Raw genomic sequence first — 23,331 nt, 5'->3', positions numbered from 1 at the left:
TTTTTTTTTCTGAATGACAAATTATTTGGTACATTTAAACTCAATTATTTCTTATGCTGCAAAAAAATTATACCGTTATTAACGCTTCCGCAGGTTCGGGAAAAACGTACGCGCTGGTACAGAATCTTTTAGCAATTTGCCTAAAGCATCCTTCGCAACCCGATAAAATTCGGAATATTCTTGCTTTAACGTTTACCAATAAGGCCGCAAACGAAATGAAGCAACGGATCATCGAGTGGCTGAAAGACTTCTCTGCGGACTCCTACCAAACGAACCAGGATTTGATCAACATACAGATAAAACTGAAAAATCAGGGCTATTCGGTTTCGCTACCCGAACTTCATCAGCGTTCGAAAAAGATTCTGGATTATGTGCTGCACCACTACTCCATTTTGAATATAGGTACAATTGATAAATTTAACGCGCGTTTGGTGCGCAGTTTTTCCTATGAATTGGGCTTGGCGCAAAACTTCAATCTGGAAATTAATCCGGAACCGTTCCTTCTGGAAGCCGTGGATAAAATGCTGGAAGATATCGGAGAAAACACCCAGGTTTCCGGCGCATTTATGGATTTTGTGAATTACAGTTTAGATAACAACGACCGCGTTAACCTCAACAAAACCCTTTATGATTCGGCAAAAGAATACGTGCAGGACAAACATTATTTCCGCCTCCACGAGAACAAAGATTTCGATTGGGAAGTGTATGAAAAATCCAAAAATAACCTTCGAGAAGATCTAAGAAACCTCAAAAAGGAAAATATTGAACTGCTGGAAAGCGGCATCCAAATTATGCAGGAAAAAAGTCTTCAGATTGGAGATTTCGCGGGCGGAAACAGCAACAGCATTGCTAAATTTTTCTTTGAAGCTCTTAAATATTATAAGGCGGAGCGTAAAGATTTTCCCTTTCCATCCAATGAAGATACTGCACTCAGTAAATTCCGCGCGGGGGCCTCTGCTACCAGCAAGAACAGGGAAGGTGAAATACTGGAAATTATCGATTACCTGCTGGAAAGCAGACTGAAGATCATCATCAATTACATCCTTTCCCAAAAAAAGGAAAAAATTCTGCAGGCGATTTTGCCCCTAAAAGTAAATAAAGACATTCAGGATAAACTGGCAGAAATCGAGGCGGAAAACGATTTGGTTTTACTTTCTAAATTCAACATTTTAATTCACGAAAACCTGCGCGAAGAACCTTCCTCCTTTATCTATGAAAAGGTGGGAACCAAATTTTCCCACTATTTCTTTGATGAATTTCAGGATACTTCTTTCCTGCAATGGCAAAATTTTATTCCGCTGCGCGACCACGCGATCTCGTCGAACGAGATGAGCTTTACGCTTGTGGGCGACCCAAAACAAAGCATTTATCGGTTTCGGGGCGGCGATTCGAAACTTATGCTCGACATCATTAATAAAAAGGAAAAATCTTTGGTTCTTGCAGAACTGGAAAATTTAGGAAGCAACTGGCGCAGCGCGAAAAATATCGTCGATTTTAACAATCAGATGTATCTGTATTTTTCCGATCACACGTTAGAAGAACATAAAGAAATTTTCGGAAAAGGTTCGCAACAACTTGCAGAATCGAAACTGGAGGGCCGCGTACGCATTAATTTAATTGAAAATGCCACGAAACCAATCTTTTACGAAGAAGTTGCGGGAAAGATGCAAACCGATCTTCAGGCCTGTATTAACAATGGTTTTAAGCTGTCGGACATCACAATTTTGTGTCGTGGAAATTTCGATATTTTTAGTTTTTCCCAATTGCTGGGTAATGTAAAAATTAATTATCAGGGTAAAGAAGAATTTATAAAGACCATTTCTGAGTCGGGACTTACATTAAATTTGTCGTCGACCTTAAGAGCGTTAACCGAATATCTGCGCTGGGAACAAAACCCAAAGAATTTTCAGTTTGCGGTTAAAATGCTTTACTATCTAAAGGTTTTAGGACGAATCGAAATCGTAGATTTTACGGCTGATATGATGGAGATGCTTCAACTCGGCAATAAAGATGCGATGGAGGATTTCATCGAAAAGAAATACGGTCTTCAGCTTAAAAACACGCATGTGCTGCAGCTGAATCTCTATAATTTCATTGAAAATTATTTACAGGAATTTTCTGTTCAAAACAAGGAGACCGATTTCCTTTTCAACTATCTCGAAATGCTTTATGCATATTCCCAAAATACAGGTTCTACGCTGAAAGATTTTTTACGCTTTTGGGAGGAAGAGGGCCAATCGACGACTATTCAGGCATCAGACAATCTGGATGCGGTGAAGTTGATGACGATTCATAAAGCCAAAGGTCTGGAGTTTCCGGTGGTTTTTTTACCCATGCAAAATGCGCATAAAGATGCCAAATTCACCAACTGGCTGGATATTGAGGAAAACGGCTTGTCCGCCGTAAATGTAAATGCTTTCGCCAAAGAACTGGAGGTCTACGATGCGGGGATGGAAAAATTTAATCAGGAAAATATTTATCAAAACAAAATCGACCGTTTCTGTCTGCAATATGTGGCGACAACCCGCGCGGTGGAACAGCTTTTTTTCTACATCGAAAAACCGAACAAGACTAAAAACAACCTGGAGATCTACGACTTTCTACAGAGCAAAGTTCCAAAAAATGTGCAGGGTGAAGAAGTTCTATCTTTTGATTTGTATGATATTTCTGAAGAGCATCTGAAAAAGCGGGGCAGCGAAAAAACCGCGGATCTTTTAACGAAACCCATCAATTTTAAAAGTGAAAAAAAATCAGATTCCGAGGCTATTAAAATTGCAACGCCTTCAAAAAGTTATCAAAACAGGGTCGAAAAGGTACGGATCGGGATTTTTACGCACGAAATTTTAGCCCAAATCAATTCTGAAAAGGACATTGAAAAAACGCTGCAAAATTATGTTTTAGAAGGAACGATTACCGAAGAAGAAAAATTGAACATCAGCGAAAGAATTTATGCCATCATTAAAAATGAGGATTACGCAAAATATTTTGTTGAAAATCAAGTGGTTATTAACGAGAAGGACATTATGATTTCGGAAAAAGGCGAATCTGCGATTTATCGTCCGGACCGAATGATTGACACAGGAAACGGAATTATTGTAATTGACTTTAAAACGGGCGACGTAAAAGAAAAACATCAACTGCAGCTCGACGAATACCGGCGGGTGCTCGAAAAATTAGGAAAAACGGTGCGGGAAACCAGGATTGTATATGTATAAAAAAAGCGGAAAATTTTATTTTCCGCTCCACTTAAAAAAACTAAAATTATGAACTAGTTTTTCGCAGGCATTTTCATCATTTGATGGTGCTGCATGTTTTTACGTTTATTTTGCATTTTATCTTTTTTGCTGGTTTCCCACTTTTGATACTGCTCCGGCGTTAAGATTTGCTTCATTTCATTATTCCACTGATCATGGTTGGCTTTCATGGCCTCCATTTTCGATTTTCTTTCGGCCTGCACCTGCGGAGCCATTGCTCTTTTTTCCGCCATTTTTTTCTCCTGTAATGCCTGGATCTTTGTCATCTGTGCATCAGACAGGTTTAGTTCCGATTGCATCATTTTCATTTTGTCCTGTCTTTTCTGCTCCATCTGCGCGGGATCCTTCTGCTGCATTTTGGACGTGTTCTGCTGAGCCATCGCAAATGTTCCTAACGCTAAGAAAGCTGCACTTAAAATTATTTTTTTCATTGTTTTACAATTTTGTTGTTATTTGATGTTTTGATAAATTATTTACGTCGTAGTTAAAGAAGGTCCTCATAAATTTTTGTTAAAATAAATATCAGGTAAAATACAAACCTAATCATTATGAATTTACTTTTTTAAAATAAAGGCTATTTTTAAGATATTTCCGTTCAAAATAAAAGAGCAGGTGTCACTCGCTGCTCTTTCGTATTGTTAACAATAAATCTAAAACTATTGCGAAGTAAACCGCTGTCCCGATCTATTGGAAGTTCTTTGTACAGGCGCCTGTTTCCGCTGCGACCCGGAATTGCTTTCGATTTTTCGCTGCGGCGCGACATTTCGCAAACCGGAGTCATTACTTCTGAAACCACCGTTATTATTAGACGTTGCCGTTTCAGTTCGTGTACCTGAATTATTTCTTATCCCCGAATTTTCGTTTTGGGGAAGATTTTGGGTTCGTGTTCCGGTGTCATTTCTAAAGCCGCTGTTCCCGGAAGTATTTTGCAGACCTGAATCACTTCGAAAGCCGCTGTTATTTGAATTGTTTTGCATGGGACTGGTTCGGAAACGACCGTCCGTGGATTTTCGCGGAGTATTCGTAAAACCGATCTGAGTGCGCGGATTTGTTTGATGATATTGTGTGCGGTCCACCCGATAGCGGTTAATGTTGATATTACGGTATCTTGGCACTACATAAATATTGGTCACATAATGTTGTCTTCTGTAATTCTGATAGTAAATGATCGGGTTATACCCATTGTAATAACTGTTTTGAAAAACGACGAAAACCCGTGGTCCCAATATTCTTTCCAACGCATAAAACCGGTCGTAATACCATCTGTCCGGATTATATCTGTAATAAGAATTCCAGACGGAATATGACGGATAGCTGTTGTTGAGCATAATGATCTGCTCCACCTGCCACGGCGCCAGTCTGTTGCTTCGGAAAAAGCGGTTCCAGTTGATATCATAAATGCTTTGGCGGTAATCATTATAAGAACTTTGATAAAAATCCTGTGTATAGTAATCAGAAGGATATTCGTAGTAATAATCTTCGGGAAAAAAGAACTCATCGTCCTCATCGCCATAGTAGCTATTAGTGTTTGTGCTGCTCGGATAATAATCCGGATAATTCTGCGCGGAAATCAACGTTACAAAGAACACCGAAAATCCAAAAAGTATTTTTTTCATGATATCAAATTTGTTGTTGTTAATTATACTTTTCTCATAGAAAAGTATGCCAATTATTTGCGGAAAATTTCACTAAACCTCTTTAAATAAAGGAATTAGAGACTTCCTACAGTGTTTGATTCAAATAAAAAAGAGAAGTTAAAACCAGGGTTCCAACTTCTCTTTTGAATTTCGTAATGTTCTCGTTATCAAACCTTAAAAAACAATCATTATTTAAGATTTTTTGAAAAAAAAATTTCAGTTATTTCACAATTATTTCTTCAAACTCGGTTTGAATCCAGAATCCAACCGCCAATTTTTTGGTTAAAATCCTCTTTTTTCAGCAGTTCTTCCACATTCAAATGCATCCGATACCGCCAGTAATGAGGGAAGACCGCGGGATTGTTAATGCGTTCATCGTCGGTATTGGGATTTGTAAGTTCGCGATCGGTCGCAAAAAATTCCTGAATCGGGAAAATCGCCAACATTGCATCATTATAAAGATGCTGCTTCATGATAATTTCCGCGAGTTGCGGTTCCAAATTCCAGGGTGCCGTTCCGGACTGGCCCAACTGACGGTTGAAATATTGCTGCGTTAAATTTCGGTCTTCATGCCACCATTGGCGCAACGTAGAACTGTCGTGCGAGCTGGCTGTAACAACATTAAGATAAGCGGCGTTCTTGGGATTATACCACGGAATATTGTCGGAAGGCATCCGTTGAACTTTCAAAGCAGTAATTCCCAAACGGTCCATCACCTGCGGTACAGAATCGGGAACGAGACCGAGATCTTCGCCACAAATCAACATGTCTGTCGCGTTCAATATAACGGGAAGTTTTTCCATGGCTTTCTGGTACCAAAGTCCATCCTGACGCTTGTAAAAATAATCAACGTATAAATCTGAAACCGCTTTCTTTTCCCACTCCGGAAGATACTGATAGGATTTTGTTTGATTGATGTTGAACCTTGGATGATACACGGTTTCGCCACTTTCAGTTTCTTCGGGTAGAAAAAGTACGTTGGCGCAGAGGGAAATCAACTGATCTTCTGCCCAGCCAATTGGATGTTCTTTAAAGTAATCCGCTAGTTTTCTCTGCGTGTTGAATTCTTCTTTAAAGGAGTACGTGCCGTTAAAATGATTGTTCATAAACTGGTTATGAATGGCATCTCTCTCATCGCCGAAAAAATCCCAAAGAATCTGGTCATTGATGAAAGGTTTGCAATACCGGTCTTCATTAAACGGAATATTCCGCGCCCAAAACTCTTCCATCTTTACCGGAATGGCCGGATAAAAATAGCCAAGAATTCCTTGCGTAGCGCTCATCGGCATGCGCCAAATCCGGAAAAAGCCTAAAATATGGTCAATCCTCATGGCATCGAAATACTGCTCCAAAGCTTTGAAACGGTTTTTCCACCACCGGTAACCGTCTGCTTTCATGGCATCCCAGTTGTATGTTGGAAACTCCCAGTTTTGGCCCAAATCTGTAAACTGATCCGGCGGTGCTCCGGCCTGAAAATCCATACCGAACAATTCCGGTTCCGCCCAGGCTTCTACAGAATAGCGATAAATTCCGATAGGAAGATCTCCTTTTACGGAAACCCCGAGGTTATGCGTGTAGTCGATGGCTTCTTTCAACTGCAAATGCAGCTGGTATTGAACCCAGGCATGAAGCATTGAAGTTTCATAATCTTTATTTTTCGGCGTAAAAAAGGGCGCAATTTTTCCCGCGATAAATTTTTTATGTGTTTTCCAGTCGTTGAAGTTGGGTGTTTTGTATTTGTCGCGCTGCACACAGAAGGCGGCGTACGGAAGAAGCCACTCTTCATTGTCTTTTATAAATTTTTTGAAATTGCGGTCTTTCAAAATCTTCTCCTTGTTAAGATAGAAAATGGCTTTCACAAATTTCCATTTGCCGGAAATCATTTGCTCGTAATCGATCAGATTCAGGGCATTGAGTTCCGCTTTTTTTGTGTTGAATTCCGGAACGAGATCCTTCGGCAAAGCAAAATCTAAATTGTCGAGGGAAAGATATTGCGGATGAAGCGCATAAACAGAAATGGCAGCGTACGGATAAGAGTCTGTCCAGGTGTAATTGGCGGTGGTATCGTTGATGGGTAAAATCTGCAAAACAGATAAATTGGTTTTCTTCGCCCAGTCGGCGAGAATTTTGAGATCCGGAAATTCCCCCACACCGAAACCATTTTCAGAGCGCAGTGCAAAAACCGGAACGGCAACTCCGGCTGCGTGATACATCTCAAAAGATTTAAATTTAAAAAAATGATCGGCTTTAATCTGCAAAACATTTTTTTCCGCATTGGGTAAAGCCCAACGGTTATCGCCGTATTCGATATCGAAAACCTGCCCGGAATCGGTGTTGAGCAAGCCATATTTATACTGTATCAATTGGTCGGTTGGCAGGTCCAGCGCCACTTCCCAAATCCCGAAATCGGTTTGCGCCATTGGCACGGCCCGTAAATATTCCCAGTTTCCGAGCGCATCGTTGTTTCCGAGAAGAACCACTTTCCAGTTCGGGTGATAAATGGGCGCTTCGAGGCGAAATAAATGCGTATGCTTTTTTAGAACCGGCATTTTTTTCGGCTTGAAACCGCTTAATTTATTTTTGAGGATTTTATTGTTAAGATAATTTTCGGGAAAATTCTTTTTATTCCAAACGTCGAAAATATCAAACTCTTTATAATTATGGGAAAAATTAAGGTGGTGCAAAGAAAATTCTTCATCCAAAACAGTTCCGTCGTCGTTCACCAGTTGATATTTGTACGTGAGAGATTTGGAGAAATAATCCACTTCGGCTTCCCAGTTTCCGTTGTCGATATAGGTCAAAAAGTGGTATTTGTCTTCGCTGCCATCTTCAAGGACTAATAGCTGAAGTTTTTCACCCATTTTGGTGCGAAAATTAATTCTAAAATACAATTTCATAATCTTATCCTTTGAAATCGCAATTTAGGAAAAATACATGACATTTTAGTGATGAATTTGACTCATTTAAATCAAGCTTATGATTTGAAATTCAACATGTTACAACGAGCCTAATACAAGACGGCTAAAAATGATAGGTTTTAGAAAATCTTATTTATAAAACAAAAACCTTTCGCAACTTTACGAAAGGTTTTGAGGTATTTTTTAATGCACTTGGATTTCAATTTTTTTGCCGGAAATCATCTTTTGGAGAAAATTTTATCTATGAAATGGAATAACTTGTTCCGTCTCTTCCATCTTTCAGTTCAATGCCTTCAGCAAGAAGGCGGTCACGAATCTGATCGGACAGTTCGAAATTTTTGGCTTTACGCGCCTGATTTCTCAGTTCGATCAGAACCTGCAACGTTTGATCGAGTTTTGCATTGTTGTTTTCTTCGATATTCTGTAAACCGAGTACTTCGAAAATAAAGTCGTTCATCAGTTTTTTCAGCTCTTCTAAATCTTCAGCCGAAATACTTTCTTTTCCTTCTTTCAATTTAAAAATAAAATTCACGGCTTCAAATAAGTGCGAAATTAAGATTGGCGAATTGAAATCGTCCGTTAAGGCCGCATAACATTTCTCCTTCCAAATTTTTACATCAAAAGAAGTCTCTTCGTCATTTTCTGAAGCAGCTGAATTATTCAATATTTTCAAAGCTTCCATCAAACGTTGATAGCCTTTTTCACTCGCCACCATGGCTTCGTTGGAAATATCTAAAACACTTCTGTAATGCGCCTGCATAAAATTGAAACGCACGATGGAGGGATGAAATGGTTTTTCAAAAAAATCGTTGCTTCCGGACACCAACTCCATCGGCAGGATATAATTTCCTGTCGATTTACTCATGCGCTGACCATTCATCGTCAGCATATTCGCATGAAGCCAGTAATTGACGGGTTCGGTACCGTTGCAGGCTTTTCCCTGCGCAACCTCACATTCGTGATGTGGAAATTTTAGATCCATTCCACCACCGTGAATATCGAATTTTTCGCCTAAATATTTCGTGGACATGGCGGTACATTCCAAATGCCAACCCGGGAAACCTTCGCCCCAGGGTGAATTCCAACGCATGATGTGTGCAGGAGAAGCGGCTTTCCAAAGAGCGAAATCCTGTGGATTTTTCTTTTCTGACTGTCCGTCCAGGTCGCGGGTGTTGGCAAAAAGTTCTTCCACATTTCTGCGGGAAAGTTCGCCATAATTCAGCCCTAATTCATTATAATACAAAACATCAAAATAAACGGAGCCGTTGCTTTCGTAGGCAAAACCTTTGTCGATCAGTTTCTGAGTCAATTCGATCTGCTCTAAAATATGCCCGGTTGCGGTTGGTTCAATGGTGGGAGGTAGGAGATTGAAAGTTTGCAAAACCTTGTGAAAATCTACGGTATATTTTTGTACGATCTCCATCGGTTCCAGTTTTTCCAAACGCGACTGCTTCACAAAACGGTCGTTGTTCACATCGCCATCATCGGTTAGATGCCCGGCGTCGGTAATATTTCGGACGTAGCGAACGTTGTAGCCCAAATGCACCAAAGTGCGGTAAATGAAATCGAAAGACATAAAAGTCCGCACATTTCCGAGGTGAACATTGCTGTAAACCGTCGGTCCACAAACGTACATCCCGACGCTGTTTTCGTGAATGGGTTTGAAGATTTCTTTTTCTCCGGAAAGGGAATTGTATAATTTAAGATTCATTTTTGGATGTTTGAGATATGTCGGATGAGGGATGAATATGGGTTTTAATCCAGTTTGGTGTGACTTCCAACGTAATGCAGGAATTCCTGACGCGTAATTGGATTGGTGCGGAAAATCCCGCTGAGTTCGGCGGTAATTGTGGAACTTGCGGTATCTTTAATTCCACGACAATTCACGCACAAATGTTTTGCATCGATGATGCAGGCAACATCTTTTGTGCCGAGCGCAGATTTTAAGGCATCGACGATCTGCATTGTCAATCTTTCCTGCACCTGAGGGCGTCTGGCGTAATGATCGACGAGTCTGTTGATCTTTGAAAGGCCAATTACTTCCCCGTTCGAAATATACGCAACATGCGCTCGGCCGATAATAGGCAGGAAATGATGTTCGCAGAAAGAATAAACAGTAATGTCTTTTTCGACCAACATTTGGCGGTATTTGTACTTATTGGAGAAGGTTGAAATCCCGGGTTTATTTTCGGGAAGAAGACCACCAAAAATCTCATTCACGTACATCCGCGCGACGCGTTTTGGGGAATCTTTCAGGGAATCGTCTTCCATATCCAGACCCAGAGTTTGCATGATCTGGTGAAAATGGTGGGTGATAATTTCTATCTTTTCGTGCGGAGATTTTTCGAAAGCATCGTCGCGCAAAGGAGTATGGTCCTTGCCGGTAAACACATCGTCGTCGTTATCGATATCGTGATTCATAGTATATGGTAATGAAGCCACAAAATTAACGATTTAATTTTTATATCAAGGACGTATTGGGTTGGATGTTTTGGGGAGGTAATTTGAGTCCTCACCCTAAATCCCTCTCCAAGGGAGAGGGACGTTGATTAGGAAAAATATTGAGGTTTTTGTTTTGTATTTGAGGGACTGGTTTTCACGAAAAATCCCGCTCGGGAGCGGGATTCGATAAGAAATTTATAACTTTTTAGAAACCACCGCTGCCCGCGAAAGTGAAAGTTGCAGTTAATCCGGCTCTTATGGTAGAAAGAGGAAAGGCTGTGGAGATCTTATATTTCGTCATGAGTTGGTCGTAGAAAAAGCGAAGATTAAAATTTTGCGACATGTTATAATCTGCGGAAAATTTAAAGCTCATCATTCTTTGTCCGCCCGTAATCTGCGAGTCGTTTTGCAAAATATTGGTAATTCTTGTCTGGCTGTCTCTCAGGGAAAAGTCGCCGCGAATATTTAAGTCGCTTTTGATGGTTCGGGATTTTCCTTTGAAATTCATCTTCATTTTCAAATCCTTCAGAATATATCCAAAACCAACGATGTATTCGTTGCCGGAATCTTCCGTTAAAGTCTGATTAACCAACCCCAGCATAAACAACCTGTCGCGGTTATATTGGGCACGGAACTGCATATTGTTTCGCATCGTAACATCTGCCCCGATCAGTGGTGCAAAAGCTTCTACATAGCCCACCTGGGAGAACGTATAAGGATTGAAATCGTTCCCAAAAGTATCGGCTGCAGGCGCAGATGGATTATTCTGTTTGTTGTAATAATCAACGCTGGACTGAATTCCGGTAGCGGTATACGTTGAGGAATACCCGTGAAGAATATCAAATTTGGAAAACTGGCTGTTAATTAAAGGAATGTTCTTCAAGCCCGAATACGTCACGCGCCAGTTTGGAAGTGGGAATCCGGATTTTTTCGGATCTGAAAGCCGTCCATTTGGCGATCTTCCTTCAACGGCCGCCTGAAAGGCCGGAATCAAAACATACGCATCGGCTAAACCGCGGCCACTTGCAAAATCGGCTTCATTATAAACTCCGCCAGATTGGCGATAAATCTGTTTCGCATTCTCATACATCGTATCGTAAATGCTTTTTCCGTCTTTAAAAGCTGTATTAAACGTCCAGGTAGTTTTGGAATAACTGATTAAATCTGTACCAAAAGAGTTCTGGAAACCGTTTGCCGGGTTCGAATCTGCATCTACATTATAGCCGCCCTGAATAAAATTGCTGTTATAATTTTTCAGGAAATTCACATCAATCCGGAAATCGTTGATTGGCGCGATCTGTACATTTGCGAGGAAGTTTTGGTTTTTCATCTGCGAGTAAGGATCGTTCATATAGGTTGAATTAGATACCCACCCGTTTTCGATGATCGTTCTGCGGATATCTGCCTGCGAGCCTAAAAGGAAACCGTAGGTTGGTCCGCCCAAAGTTTGCCCGTAACCATACCAGTTTGGTGCGGAAAGCAAGCCCGGCAGCACCGTACCATTATTTTCGTTGTAGGAAACATCGATCTGCTTGATGGACGTTAAAGCGTAGGCAATTCCCTGCACAGGATTTAACTTATTTTTGAATTTATAGCTTTTGAAACTTTTCTTTTTACCCTTTTTCTGCCAGGCTAAATTATAGGCGTTGTTAAGGGAATCAATTTCCTGCTTGCGTTTTTGCATGGTGGTATTGATCTTCTGGAAATATTTGAACTTACTAAAGAACTTAGGCACATCCACCGCCGCGGTGGCCACCACATTATTCGTGTTTTGGCCAATATTTCCTAAACTTTCAGCCTGGTTTGTATCGGGATTTACAAAATTGGTCTGCACGGTACTTCTGGCATTCCAGTTATAAGTAAAACCGTAGCCGAGTTCTGCATTAATAAAATCTAAATACGGCAAATACTCGAACGGAAATTTGTAGTTTAACTGAACCCTGTGGTTATAAAGAACAGGTCTTCCGGCGCGGAACGGATTCGCAAAGATGGATTTATTGTTCAGATCATACACATTCAGGTTATCATTCAGCGTTCGCATTGCCGAATTAATTTCAAGTTTTAAAGATTTAGTAAAATTAAAGCCAAGACCGTATTGCCAACCGAAATAGAAATTTCTGTTTTTAATAACGTCGAAATCCTGTCCCGTGTTTCCATTAAGAATAGACTCAATGTTTCGGAACTGAAGCTCGTTATAATTTCGGTCGATTTCTGTACGGAAGGAAACCCTTGTTGGAACAGGATTAAAGTTTACCTCTTTCACCCATCTTAGATATTTGTAAGATTTTGCCGTGTCGCTCACCAATTTATTAAAGGGACGAATAACAAACGGTTTGAAAGAATAGTTGTAATCTGCATAACCGCGTAAATACTGGCGGTAATTTTTCTTGGTATAAACGTCTCGGAAGTAGTCGTCGTTGTAAACCGCAGTCACAGAAACGTTTTCAATATCGTAGAATTTTGGCTTACGGTTCGGGTTCATTCTTTCTTTTCGCATATTTACTACGCCCAAACTTCTCTGTTGCGTATATGTTCTCGCAACTTTTTTCAGTTCCTCTTTGTTCGGCGCCTCATCAAAAGTAACATCGTTATCCAAGGGATTGTATTTTGGATCTTCTATGGTTTGCGTGTAGGAATAATTCACGGGAATCTTCATCCCAATTTTTTCCGGTAAAAATTTATCCACGTTCACCGTCGTATTGATGTTGAATGCTGAAAGTGCCGACTGCGCTCTTTCCGCGGGCTTTTCGGTAATTCCCCCAAAACCGATGGTCGAATAAGATCCGTTCGCATTCACCAAAGCGAAATCTCCAAGGTTGAAATTCACACTCGCGTTTCCTGCGTAACCGCCTTTATTTTCAATTTCCGACAGACGGATTTCATTAACCCAAAGGACTAAATCTTTCGAATTGATCTGATCTTTGTTTCGAACCCCCAACATTATGGTGGTCACATTGCCTAAACTTGGACGACCTTTAATGTAAATTTTCTTGTTCGGATCCAGCGCGGCGTATTCGGAATCTTCGGTACGTTCATCGATTTCGATCACCGAATTTTGATCTCTTCTCAATTTCGCATCTACAAATTTTTGAATTTCCAGATTCACCGTGTTTTCCGACGGCCAAATCTCCAGCGGAGAAGTTGCATTTTTCGGTGTATATTTTAAAGAAGTTTCATATTCGTAATAGTTATCGGTCGCATCGCTTCCGAAACGGATAAAGAATTTCGCATCCGGATCCAGACTGTTGCTTTGCGCACCCGCTCTTACATCTTCTGCATGGACAAAAAGTTCTAAATTTTTGTAACGACGCATGTCCAAAGCTACATTTTTGAAAACCCCTTTTGAAGTTTTTGCCTCAATAGGCGCGGTTTTAATGTAAAGTGAGGCTTCGTTTTGTCGCTGTGCGCCCGCATTTCCGCTTAAAATTTGTCGGTCGATTCCCGGAGGCAGCACATACGGCGGCTGGCTGAGTCCGTTTTCTTCCAGATTTACACTTCCCACATCAACAAATTGATTGTCGGCAGGATTTACACCTTCTGTATCGGTAATGTTTGTGGCGATATCTTTTGTATATTTTCTCCAGTCGCTGCGTACCAGATCTAAAGTTCCGAAACGAATGGTGGAGGCCTGATCGAACCCTGTTAAAAGCATTCTTGCAAACCGAACGTTGTTCAAAATGGAAAGGTCTTTCACGCCGCCTTCATTAGCGCCCTGATCGAATTGGGTTACAGGAACGCGGAACAAATACCACTTGTTTTTTCCGGCCTGTCCGTTCTGGAATTTCACATCCACTTCTTTCTCATCAACGATAAATTTCTGACCTAAAGCTAAACTAGCTTTATCTAAATTAATGGTGTACTGCGTATAGTTCTCGCTTTGATCTAAGTTATAATCTCTGTTAACATCTTCTGCATCCGGCGTTTGGGTGGCGACTTCCAAAGTATTGCTCTGGGAATTGCCTTCGGGACCGCGGAAATATTTATAACGTTCTGTCAGCGAGGAAGCCTGAGTGCCTTGAAACTGATCCGAGAGATAGAATACAAAGTCGTCGGAAGCCGGATCCTCTACGTTTTTAACCGGATTAACGAAGTTGGTCCCGAATTTTGCTGCTTCTCCCGCCGCATCCAAACCGTCATAGCCTAAATCCTGCGCGGTTCTTTCTTCGTTCTCCGTAGAAAAAGCATATAAAATTGGAAACTGGTTCGGCTGTGTGCCCCAATTTGTTGTCGTCGTATTGGCGGGAACATTAGGCGTTGGCAAGCCGTTTTCGTACTGTAGTTTTCCGTCTTTCAGCACATCTTCGCTCACGTTTCCTAACTGGAGCAATAATTTCGGATTCGCTCCAAGATTATTTCCGTCCGCATAAGGATCCATCATCCAAAATTCAACATATTCGATATTGGAGTTAATAAAATTGGAAACCGAAATCGGGCGCATAATTCCACCCCATCTGTCCTGTGTAGATTCGGTGTTTTGGTTTACGTTGTAAGGTCCTCTTTCTGCGGGAAAATAACTGATGTCGAACGTATTCGTAAATAACTGCTCGCCTGCAACAAAATCCCGCGAATTGTATAATTCTTTGGTTTGAACTCTTCTGGATGCGTGGTTGGAAACTGCCTGCGCATTAATTCCATTCGGTGCTTTACCGCCGATGCCATAGAATCGAGGGTCGATATTGTACCAGGTCATCAACCCTCTGCCGTTTCCAAAAGCAAGATCATCGTTGAGATTTGCATTGGAGAAGTAAGGCTCCGGATTTTTCTCCGGTTTTGAAGCAAGACTCCACATCGCGGGTTCCTTTAACGAAATTTTCGACGTAGTTTGTTCGAAATCATCAATATAAGACTGGTTACCAATGCCGTTGCTTTGTCCCGGAATCAGATACGCGCCTTCCGCCATAAAATTAAGATTAGACGGTGCTTCGGTATTGACGAGCGGAATTTTATCGGTTAACCGCGTCAGGAACGGCAATTCGTTATTGTATAAAATATTGAATCCTGCCATCGTATTGTTCACCGCTTCCTGCCCAAAATTCACTTTCTGCGTTAAAGGCGTTTCTGCATAATTCACCACGGTTCCGCCAACCGTTAGATGTTCATTAAACCTGCGTTCTAAATTTAAACCTAAAAATCTTTTTCGTTGGGTATTGAAGGTTAGCTGATTTTCCAAAGAAATATTAATGGCCTGACCCGATTGCTTCACGGTTTCGTTAATAATATTTACGGTACCAAGCATATAATCTACGGTATAATCAATGCCTTCCTGAAGCTGAACGCCATTCGCCGTCACTTTCACTGACCCTTGTGGAACATTGATGGCTCCTAAAGAAATGCCGCTTCCCTGCGATCCTTTAAAGCGACCCTCGAGTGTGTATCCCAAAGCCAGCCTGTTTTCGGAGGCTACATTTTTAAATTTGTCGTAAAGATCATTGAAAACATATTTCGGATCACTGCTGCCCAAGACGTTTTGCAGATACGCGCCAAAAGGTTTTGCCTTTGTAAAGATGATTTTTCCGTTCTCCGGATCCACTGTTATCCCCGGCACAAAATCGAAAATTCCGTCGCCGGTGGTGTTTCCGTTCTGCTGCAAATCGTTGTTCATGTTCAGCCGATCCCAGTTGAACAGTTTCAGGAGGTTTATATCCTGAACCGGCGTATTCGGCAGATAATTTACTTTTCCGTTTGTAGGATCACGCAAATAAACATTTAGTAAAAAACCGTCGCTATTAATTTGGTTGGAGTTTAAAGAATAAATATTCTTCATCATCAAATCCCACATCGGGGTGGTTGTGGTGGTTTTGATATTAGATTTCAGCAATTTCGTAATCAGGACAGGACTTTCCTCGGAAAACTCCCCTACTTTATATACTTTGTTATCGCCGTTCAACGTAAAAGTGTACGCAATGGATAAAAGTTGATTATCATTTAAACGTTGATTAAGGGAGATATAACCCAATTGCGGATGATAGGTAAATTCGTTTTGATTTAATTTTCGGGCTTTTCGGTTAAAAATAAACTGTTCCCCGTCCGTATAAGTTTCCGGTGAACCGTTCGCGTTTGGAAAAGATTGCCCGTTGATCGCGTTATACGCCGTATTAACGTCCCGAATTGACGCTCCCAAATTTACAATCCCCTGATAAAGACCATTTTGAGAATTATCGGGATAACCCGAAGTTCCCTCGCCTAAATCGCGAATCCCCAAAATCCCTTTCTGATCCTGAAGATTCCCCGAACCCTGATCTAAAACCCAGGCTTCAATTCGCGTAATGTTGACTCTGGAATTAATTTGTGGATAATTTAAAAGCGATTTGTCGTAATTATCCAAAAAGTAGTGTCCGATGTAGTAATGCTGATTATCCTCGTAGTCGATCGCATTCAATTTAAAGGTGTTCATGACCCCGCCGCCTTGCGCGATAATGTTTCTGGATTCGCCCTGCTGCTGGGAAAAGACCAAAGTTCCGTAGGTTTTTCCGAGTTGAAATTCAGTTTTCAACCCGAAAAGCGATTCGGAACCCCGAATTAAACTTGTTGAAAGTGGCATATTCACGTTTCCGAACTCGACTCTTTTAATAATTTTATCTTCGCCGCCCGTGGTTTTATCGGCTAAACCTTTGCTTTGCAAATCTTTCCACGTTCCTTTTGCCTGCCAAACCAAATTCATTCTGTTTTCGAAAGCGAAACCGCTTTGGGTATCGTAATTTGCTTTTAGCTGTAGATTTTCGCCCACTTTCCCGAGCAATCCGAGTTGAATTCTCTGTTGAATGTCGATGGCAAAACTCGTTCGGTTCTGCGGTAAAATTAAAGGGTTATCTATTTTTTGGTAAAGACCGCCAATATCGAAGGAGGCGAAACCCTGCGGAATTATTTCAATTTTATTGCCGCCAAAGAGGGATTCGAAAAGCTTGTTTTTTATGTTAACACTGGGAAGTAAGCCTTTTTTAATGGCATCACTTTGGTCTTTTCGGTACCCTAAATTATTGGTAGAAGATTTTTCCTTGTAATATGCACTTAACTGATTGTTTAGCATGTACTGGTTATATTCCGCGGAAGTCATGGAAACGGGATTTCCCACGACCATATTGCCAATTTTGGGATACAAAAAATACATTCCGCTGGCAACATCGTAAAACGCTTCATATCTTGTAGGATTCGGAAGCGAGTAATCTTCTCTGATGGAAGTGCTGTCCTGCGGAATTACCTGTGCAAAAATTCCTGTGGTAGATAAACACAGAAAAATTAAGACTAAAAAAATATGCTGAAAAAAATTATTCTTCTCCAAATGTTAAATGTTTTTTAAGATTTGCTTCACTAACTCTTCGACAGAAAATTCCGGATTTTGTTTTAAAATTCGGTCTGCAATCTTCTCGCTCATCTTTTTTGGAATGCCCAAAACTTCTAAAGCAGATAACGACTCTTCTTTTATTTTATTATTTGCAAATGTAGAAATATTTTCTGCCGAATTCTTGAATTTTTGGACTTTATCCCGCAGATCAACGATGATCCTTTCGGCTGTTTTGGTGCCTATTCCCTTCACCTTCTGAAGCATTAAACTGTTGTTGGAAAGGATTGCAGAAGCGATCTCTTCTAGGCTCACAGAGGAGAGCATAATAATGGCAGACACGGGTCCAACGCCGTTAACACTTATTAACAGATTAAACATTTCTTTTTCTAAAATTGTGTTAAAACCAAAAAGCAAATGCGCGTCTTCGCGGATGATTTGCTGTATATTGAGAAAGGTTGGTGTACCCGGCGATAATTTCTCCGATGTCTGCAAACTGATGCCCACAAAATAGCCCACGCCGTTCACGTCGACAATCACAGAAGTCGGGTTGAGTTCCTGCACAATACCTTTCAGAGAATAAATCATTTTTACTGTTTTTTTGAAAGAGCCAAAGTTAATAATTTGAATGAAACAAAAAAAACAGTCTTTTCAGACTGTCTTTGTAATAAATACTGCTTTTTTTTAAGATTTGAAGGGTAATTCCTGCCATCGCATTTATAATCAGAAATAACTGTAGATACGGTTTTATCTAATCTTTTCCCCTTCTCTGCGCATCCAAAACGGCGATTGTTGCCAAATTCACTATTTCGTCGACGCTGGCACGCATCTGTAAAACGTGGACCGGCTTTTTTAAGCCCATTAAGATAGGCCCGACCACCTGCGCGATTTTCAAGCCGCGAATGATCTTATAGGAAATATTGGCGCTCTCCAGATTCGGGAAGACAAAAACATTGGCCGGCGTTGTCCCGAGTTTTGAAAAAGGATAGTCGGAAAGGTGATCTGCATTTAAAGCAAAATCGGGTTGAATTTCGCCATCCACAATCATATTCGGAAATTTCTCGTGGAGCACCGCAACTGCCTTCTGTACTTTTTTGGAGGTTTCGGAAATTCCTGCGAAATTCTCAAAAGAAAGCATCGCAACACGCGGTTCTACGGCAAAGGTTTTTACCGTCATTTCCGACATTCTCGCAATATTCACCAGATCTTCCGAGGTGGGATTTTGATTGATTGACGTATCTGCAAAAAACAGGGGTTTTTTACCCGTCATAATCATCATCATCGAGGCGATTTTTTCCACGCCTTTTTCCTTTTCGATGATTTTTAAAATTGGCTTAAGCGTAGACGAATAATTTTTAGAGAACCCCACAATCAAAGCATCGGTATCGCCATGATGAAGCATTAAAGGACCAAAATAATCTCGCTGGCGAACATATCTTTTTGCTTTGTACTCGTTCATTCCCTTTCTCTGGCGAAGTTTCCAAAGTGTTTCGCGGTATTTTACGCGGTTGTCTTCCTGATCATCATCCATTGGATCAACAATAGGCACATCCAGTTCAATCCCGAATTTTTTCATCTGTTCCTGCACGTATTTTTTTCTCCCAACAAAATGGGTTGCGCAATGCCCTCTTCATAAAGAATTTGAGCCGCTTTTAGAACATTATATTCTTCTGCATTTCCCAGGGTTACGCGCTTCGGGTTGGATCGCGCTCTGTTCTGCATCATGCGGATCAACTTCTCGTCCCGACCCATCCGGTCGAGCAAGGCGTTTTCATAATCTTCGAAATTTTCGATGGGTTTACCGGCGATTCCACTTTCCATGGCAGCTTTTGCCACAGCGATGGAAACTTTGGTGATCAGGCGGTTATCGAACGGTTTTGGAATAAAATATTCTCTGCTGAAGTTTAAATTTTTAAGATTGTACGCCAAAATTACAGCTTCCGGCACGGGTTCTTTTGCCAAATCGGCGATTGCTTTTACCGCAGCGAGTTTCATGGCTTCGTTAATTCCGGTCGCCTGTACATCGAGTGCACCACGGAAAATATACGGAAAGCCAAGAACGTTGTTCACCTGATTAGGATAATCGCTTCTGCCTGTTGCCATAATAGTATCCGGGCGCGTTTCCATGGCGAGTTCGTAATTAATTTCAGGATCTGGATTGGCCAACCCGAAGACAACGGGATTTTCTGCCATGCTCAAAAGCATTTCGGCAGTCATCACATCGGCTTTGGAAAGTCCAATAAAAACATCGGCGCCGTCTAAAGCTTCAGCCAGGGTCTCCATGTCAGTTTCTGCGATAAAATCGAGTTTTTCCGGCGTAAGATTTTCTCTGTTCTGATTGATGATGCCTTTGGAATCGCACATCAAAACATTTTCTTTTTTTAAACCCAGTTCCAGATAGAGTTTCGTACAGGCGATGGCTGCGGCTCCGGCGCCATTAACGACTACTTTTACGTCCTCAATCTTCTTGCCGGCAATTTCTAAAGCATTAATCAAAGCAGCTGCAGAAATAATGGCGGTTCCGTGTTGATCATCGTGCATCAAAGGAATATCGAGCTCTTCTTTTAATCTTTGTTCAATGTAGAATGCTTCGGGCGCTTTGATGTCTTCTAAATTAATTCCACCAAAAGTAGGCGCGATTCCTTTTACAATTTCAATGAATTTATCGGGATCTTTTTCATTGATTTCAATATCAAAAACATTGATGTCGGCGAAAATTTTAAATAAAAGTCCTTTTCCTTCCATCACCGGTTTCGATGCTTCTGCGCCGATGTCTCCTAAACCTAAAACTGCAGTACCATTAGAAATAACGGCAACTAAATTTCCTTTTCCGGTATATTCGTAAGCTAATTTAGGATCTCTTTCAATTTCCAGACACGGTATGGCAACACCCGGCGAATATGCTAATGACAGGTCCCTCTGAGAGGAATGTGGTTTGGAGGGAATGACTTCGATTTTTCCTTTTGGTTCGATACTGTGATAATCCAGAGCGGCCTGTTTAAAATTCTTTTCGTCTCTGTTCGTTTTGCTTGACATAATTTTCTATTTGATGATAAGTGAAAAGTTTTTTAAACTTTTTAAATACCTGTTAATGAATTTTTGAATTAATTTAAATTCAAAATATATTTTTTGTGATAATCTACAAGACTTTCAATAGGTTTCTGCACAACTTTTCCAATTTTTAGGTTGAGTTCCGCTGCGGCAGACCGCAGAATATCTTCGTAAATAAAAGCGATGTACCCGATAAAATTAATTTCGGTTTCACCGGCTTCCGGATAAGGAAGCACCTGATAATCTAGGAAATTCTTTAATTCGTCGAACACCATATTCTGAAAGTACGGATGTTTTTTGCGCTCCGCTATAAATTTATTAAACTCGCCTAAATAGGCATTTGCCCGCGGATTATGATACATTCTTCGAATCGCTTCTTCGATGGTAAGGTTATAAGTGGCGCGGAAATCATTTTCTAAATCCTGCGGAAGTTTTTTCATAAAAAACCGTCGCAAAAGATGCTTACCCAAAGCGCTGCCACTGCCTTCGTCGCCGATTAGAAAACCCAGCGAAGGCAAATCAATGCGTATTTTATCGCCGTCGAAAAAACAGGAATTGGAGCCCGTTCCGAGGATGCAGACGATGGCGGGTTTGCCGTTATATGCCGCATAAGCCGCAGCGGTCATATCTTCTTTGATGGAAACAGCGGCGTGTGGAAAGGTTTGTTTAAATTCGTTTTTCACTTTTAGCGCATTATCGGGAGTGCCGCAGCCTGAACCGTAAAAAAACACCTGTTCGATGTGATTTTTCAGGAAAAAAAGTTCCGGATTTTTATCGATTTCCTGCAAAATAAAATCGGGGTTGATGATATTTGGATTGAAGCCCAGAGTGGTGGTTTTCAAATGAATTTTCCCGGAGTTTTCCAGTATCACCCAATCACATTTTGTGGAGCCGCCGTCGACAATGGCAATCATATTTTGTTGAATTTAATGCGCTAAAATATCAATTTAATTTTAAACGCTTTGTTTTTGGTAACACAATTTTTTTGCGCACCGGCCCGGAAAAGTATGAAGCTAAAAAAAAGCAATCCGTCAATGAATTGCTTATTTATTATTGAGCGCGATCTTAATCGACCTCCATTACTTCGAGAATTTCGGGAGCGTGTTGTTTTATGGTATTTTCCACGCCTAATTTCATCGTAGAAAAACTCATGGGGCAGCCGTTGCAGTTACCTTGCAACTTTACGTATACAATTTGGTCTTTTACATCGACCAATTCGATATCCCCGCCATCCTTGTTAAGAAAGGGACGAATACTCTCCAGCGCATAAAGAACTCTGGTAACGGTTTCTTCGTGTTTTATTTCTGTTTTCATTATATTTTTATGATGTCACGATCCATTTGTAGATCTTCAACCGGTCTATTTCTTTGTAGAGCAACCCGCCATCGTCGTTATTTTTACGGCTTCGGTGGGCGGAAGCAATTTGTTTCTTTCTACCAAACTTTCGATCATATTCTGTGCGGTTTTAATATAAATGGCTTCAATTTGCGAACCTTCCTGCAAAACTGCCGGCCGGCCAACATCACCCGCCTCTCTGATGCTTTGGATGAGGGGAATTTCGCCCAACACAGGAATTCCTAAATCTTCTGCCAAATATTGCGCGCCCTGATTTCCGAAAATGTAGTATTTATTATCCGGCAATTCTTCCGGAGTAAAGTACGACATATTTTCAATTAAACCCAATACCGGAATATTGATACTTTCCATCTGGAACATTGCAATTCCCTTTCGGACATCGGCGAGCGCAATGTGCTGCGGTGTGCTGACGATGACCGCTCCGGTAACCGGAACTTCCTGAATGATGGACAAATGAATGTCACCCGTACCCGGTGGTAAATCGACCAGAAGAAAATCCAGCTCGCCCCACGCAGCATCGCGAATCATTTGATTTAAAGCTTTACTGGCCATAGGTCCGCGCCATACCACTGCCTGGTTGGCTCCGGAGAAATAGCCGATGGACAGCATTTTCACGCCGTAATTTTCCACAGGTTTCATTAAACTTTTGCCCTCTACTTCTACAGAAACCGGTTTTACACCAACAGTATCAAACATCGTCGGAATTGACGGTCCATAAATATCGGCATCTAAAATACCCACTTTGAAACCCATATTGGCCAAAGTTACTGCAAGATTTGCTGCCACGGTCGATTTGCCCACACCGCCTTTTCCAGACGCAACGGCAATAATATTTTGGATTCCCTTAATCTGTTTTCCTTTGATCTGGCTTTGCTGAACGACTGAAGGTTCCGGCGAAGCGATCTTCAATTTCAGCACGATTTCTTCACCAAATTCAGAGGCAAAAGCCTGTTTCATGGCAGCTTCGAGCTTTTTCTTTTCGTGCATCGCGGGCGAATGCGCGGTCATATCGATATAAACATCATTTCCCATCACCTGGAAATTGTGTACCAAATCGTCTACTTCTATTTCTTTTAAAAAGGCCTGAACTTTTTCTTTCGTCAACATAATTTCTTGTAATAAATTGAGTTACAAATTTAGGCAATTTTTTACTATTTAGAATGAGTAAACTTTATGAGATATATTTGGTCGCAGCAACCGGCGGCGAAAAAAAGAGGGATTTGCAGTGGGATATTAAATTTTTTAATTTAATCCTAAAATGGGCAGCTGCCTGATAAATAATTGGAAACAATAGCCGAATTTCTAGCGATTTTGGTAAGGAACGTTACATAAAAATTAAAATTTGGCAAAAAAGTTGCTTCAATACCTTCGCTTGAAAAACAGGTAAACATTTT

At 41.0% G+C, this 23,331-nt stretch carries 11 protein-coding genes and 1 pseudogene; 1 reads left to right on the top strand and 11 read right to left on the bottom strand.

Annotated elements, in window-relative coordinates; all coding sequences use genetic code 11:
- Positions 1-53: 53 nt before the first annotated feature.
- Positions 54-3,215, top strand: a complete 3,162-nt coding sequence (locus tag L0B70_RS07420) for an exodeoxyribonuclease V subunit beta (protein WP_235141192.1) — start codon at positions 54-56, stop codon at positions 3,213-3,215.
- A gap of 53 nt (positions 3,216-3,268) precedes the next feature.
- Here L0B70_RS07420 and L0B70_RS07415 read toward each other — a convergent pair whose 3' ends face one another.
- The 11 genes and pseudogenes from L0B70_RS07415 to L0B70_RS07365 form a co-directional block, all read right to left on the bottom strand.
- The gene (locus tag L0B70_RS07415; protein WP_235141191.1) at positions 3,269-3,685 is read right to left on the bottom strand and encodes a hypothetical protein; all 417 of its coding nucleotides are present in this window, start codon (positions 3,683-3,685) and stop codon (positions 3,269-3,271) included.
- Between the two features lie 225 nt (positions 3,686-3,910).
- On the bottom strand, positions 3,911-4,870 hold the full coding sequence (locus L0B70_RS07410) for a hypothetical protein (protein WP_235141190.1): 960 nt from the start codon (positions 4,868-4,870) through the stop codon (positions 3,911-3,913).
- A 260-nt stretch (positions 4,871-5,130) separates the two neighbouring features.
- Positions 5,131-7,788: a 4-alpha-glucanotransferase gene (locus L0B70_RS07405; RefSeq protein WP_235141189.1), complete on the bottom strand. Its 2,658-nt coding sequence runs from the start codon at positions 7,786-7,788 to the stop codon at positions 5,131-5,133.
- Positions 7,789-8,050: 262 nt separating this feature from the next.
- On the bottom strand, positions 8,051-9,520 hold the full coding sequence (gene cysS, locus L0B70_RS07400) for a cysteine--tRNA ligase (protein WP_235141188.1): 1,470 nt from the start codon (positions 9,518-9,520) through the stop codon (positions 8,051-8,053).
- Positions 9,521-9,564: 44 nt separating this feature from the next.
- Entirely contained in the window at positions 9,565-10,230 is a 666-nt protein-coding gene (folE, locus tag L0B70_RS07395) for a GTP cyclohydrolase I FolE (protein WP_235141187.1), read from the bottom strand.
- 226 nt (positions 10,231-10,456) lie between these two features.
- Entirely contained in the window at positions 10,457-17,530 is a 7,074-nt protein-coding gene (gene sprA / locus L0B70_RS07390; RefSeq protein ID WP_407929687.1) for a cell surface protein SprA, read from the bottom strand.
- 3 nt (positions 17,531-17,533) lie between these two features.
- Positions 17,534-18,118 carry a Holliday junction branch migration protein RuvA gene (ruvA, locus tag L0B70_RS07385; RefSeq protein WP_235141186.1) on the bottom strand — a complete coding sequence of 195 codons (585 nt, stop codon included), beginning with the start codon at positions 18,116-18,118 and terminating at the stop codon, positions 17,534-17,536.
- Between the two features lie 163 nt (positions 18,119-18,281).
- A pseudogene (locus L0B70_RS07380) lies at positions 18,282-20,566 on the bottom strand (NADP-dependent malic enzyme).
- Between the two features lie 68 nt (positions 20,567-20,634).
- A complete protein-coding gene (locus L0B70_RS07375; protein WP_235141185.1) occupies positions 20,635-21,495 on the bottom strand; it encodes a BadF/BadG/BcrA/BcrD ATPase family protein in 861 nt (286 codons plus the stop codon).
- Between the two features lie 151 nt (positions 21,496-21,646).
- Positions 21,647-21,895, bottom strand: coding sequence for a NifU family protein (locus L0B70_RS07370; RefSeq protein ID WP_235141184.1), 249 nt, complete (start codon positions 21,893-21,895; stop codon positions 21,647-21,649).
- Between the two features lie 45 nt (positions 21,896-21,940).
- Positions 21,941-23,044: an Mrp/NBP35 family ATP-binding protein gene (locus tag L0B70_RS07365; RefSeq protein WP_235141183.1), complete on the bottom strand. Its 1,104-nt coding sequence runs from the start codon at positions 23,042-23,044 to the stop codon at positions 21,941-21,943.
- Positions 23,045-23,331 lie beyond the last annotated feature (287 nt).

Source organism: Kaistella sp. 97-N-M2 (genome assembly GCF_021513235.1).
GTDB lineage: Bacteria > Bacteroidota > Bacteroidia > Flavobacteriales > Weeksellaceae > Kaistella.
This window is presented reverse-complemented; position numbering and strand designations above follow the sequence as displayed.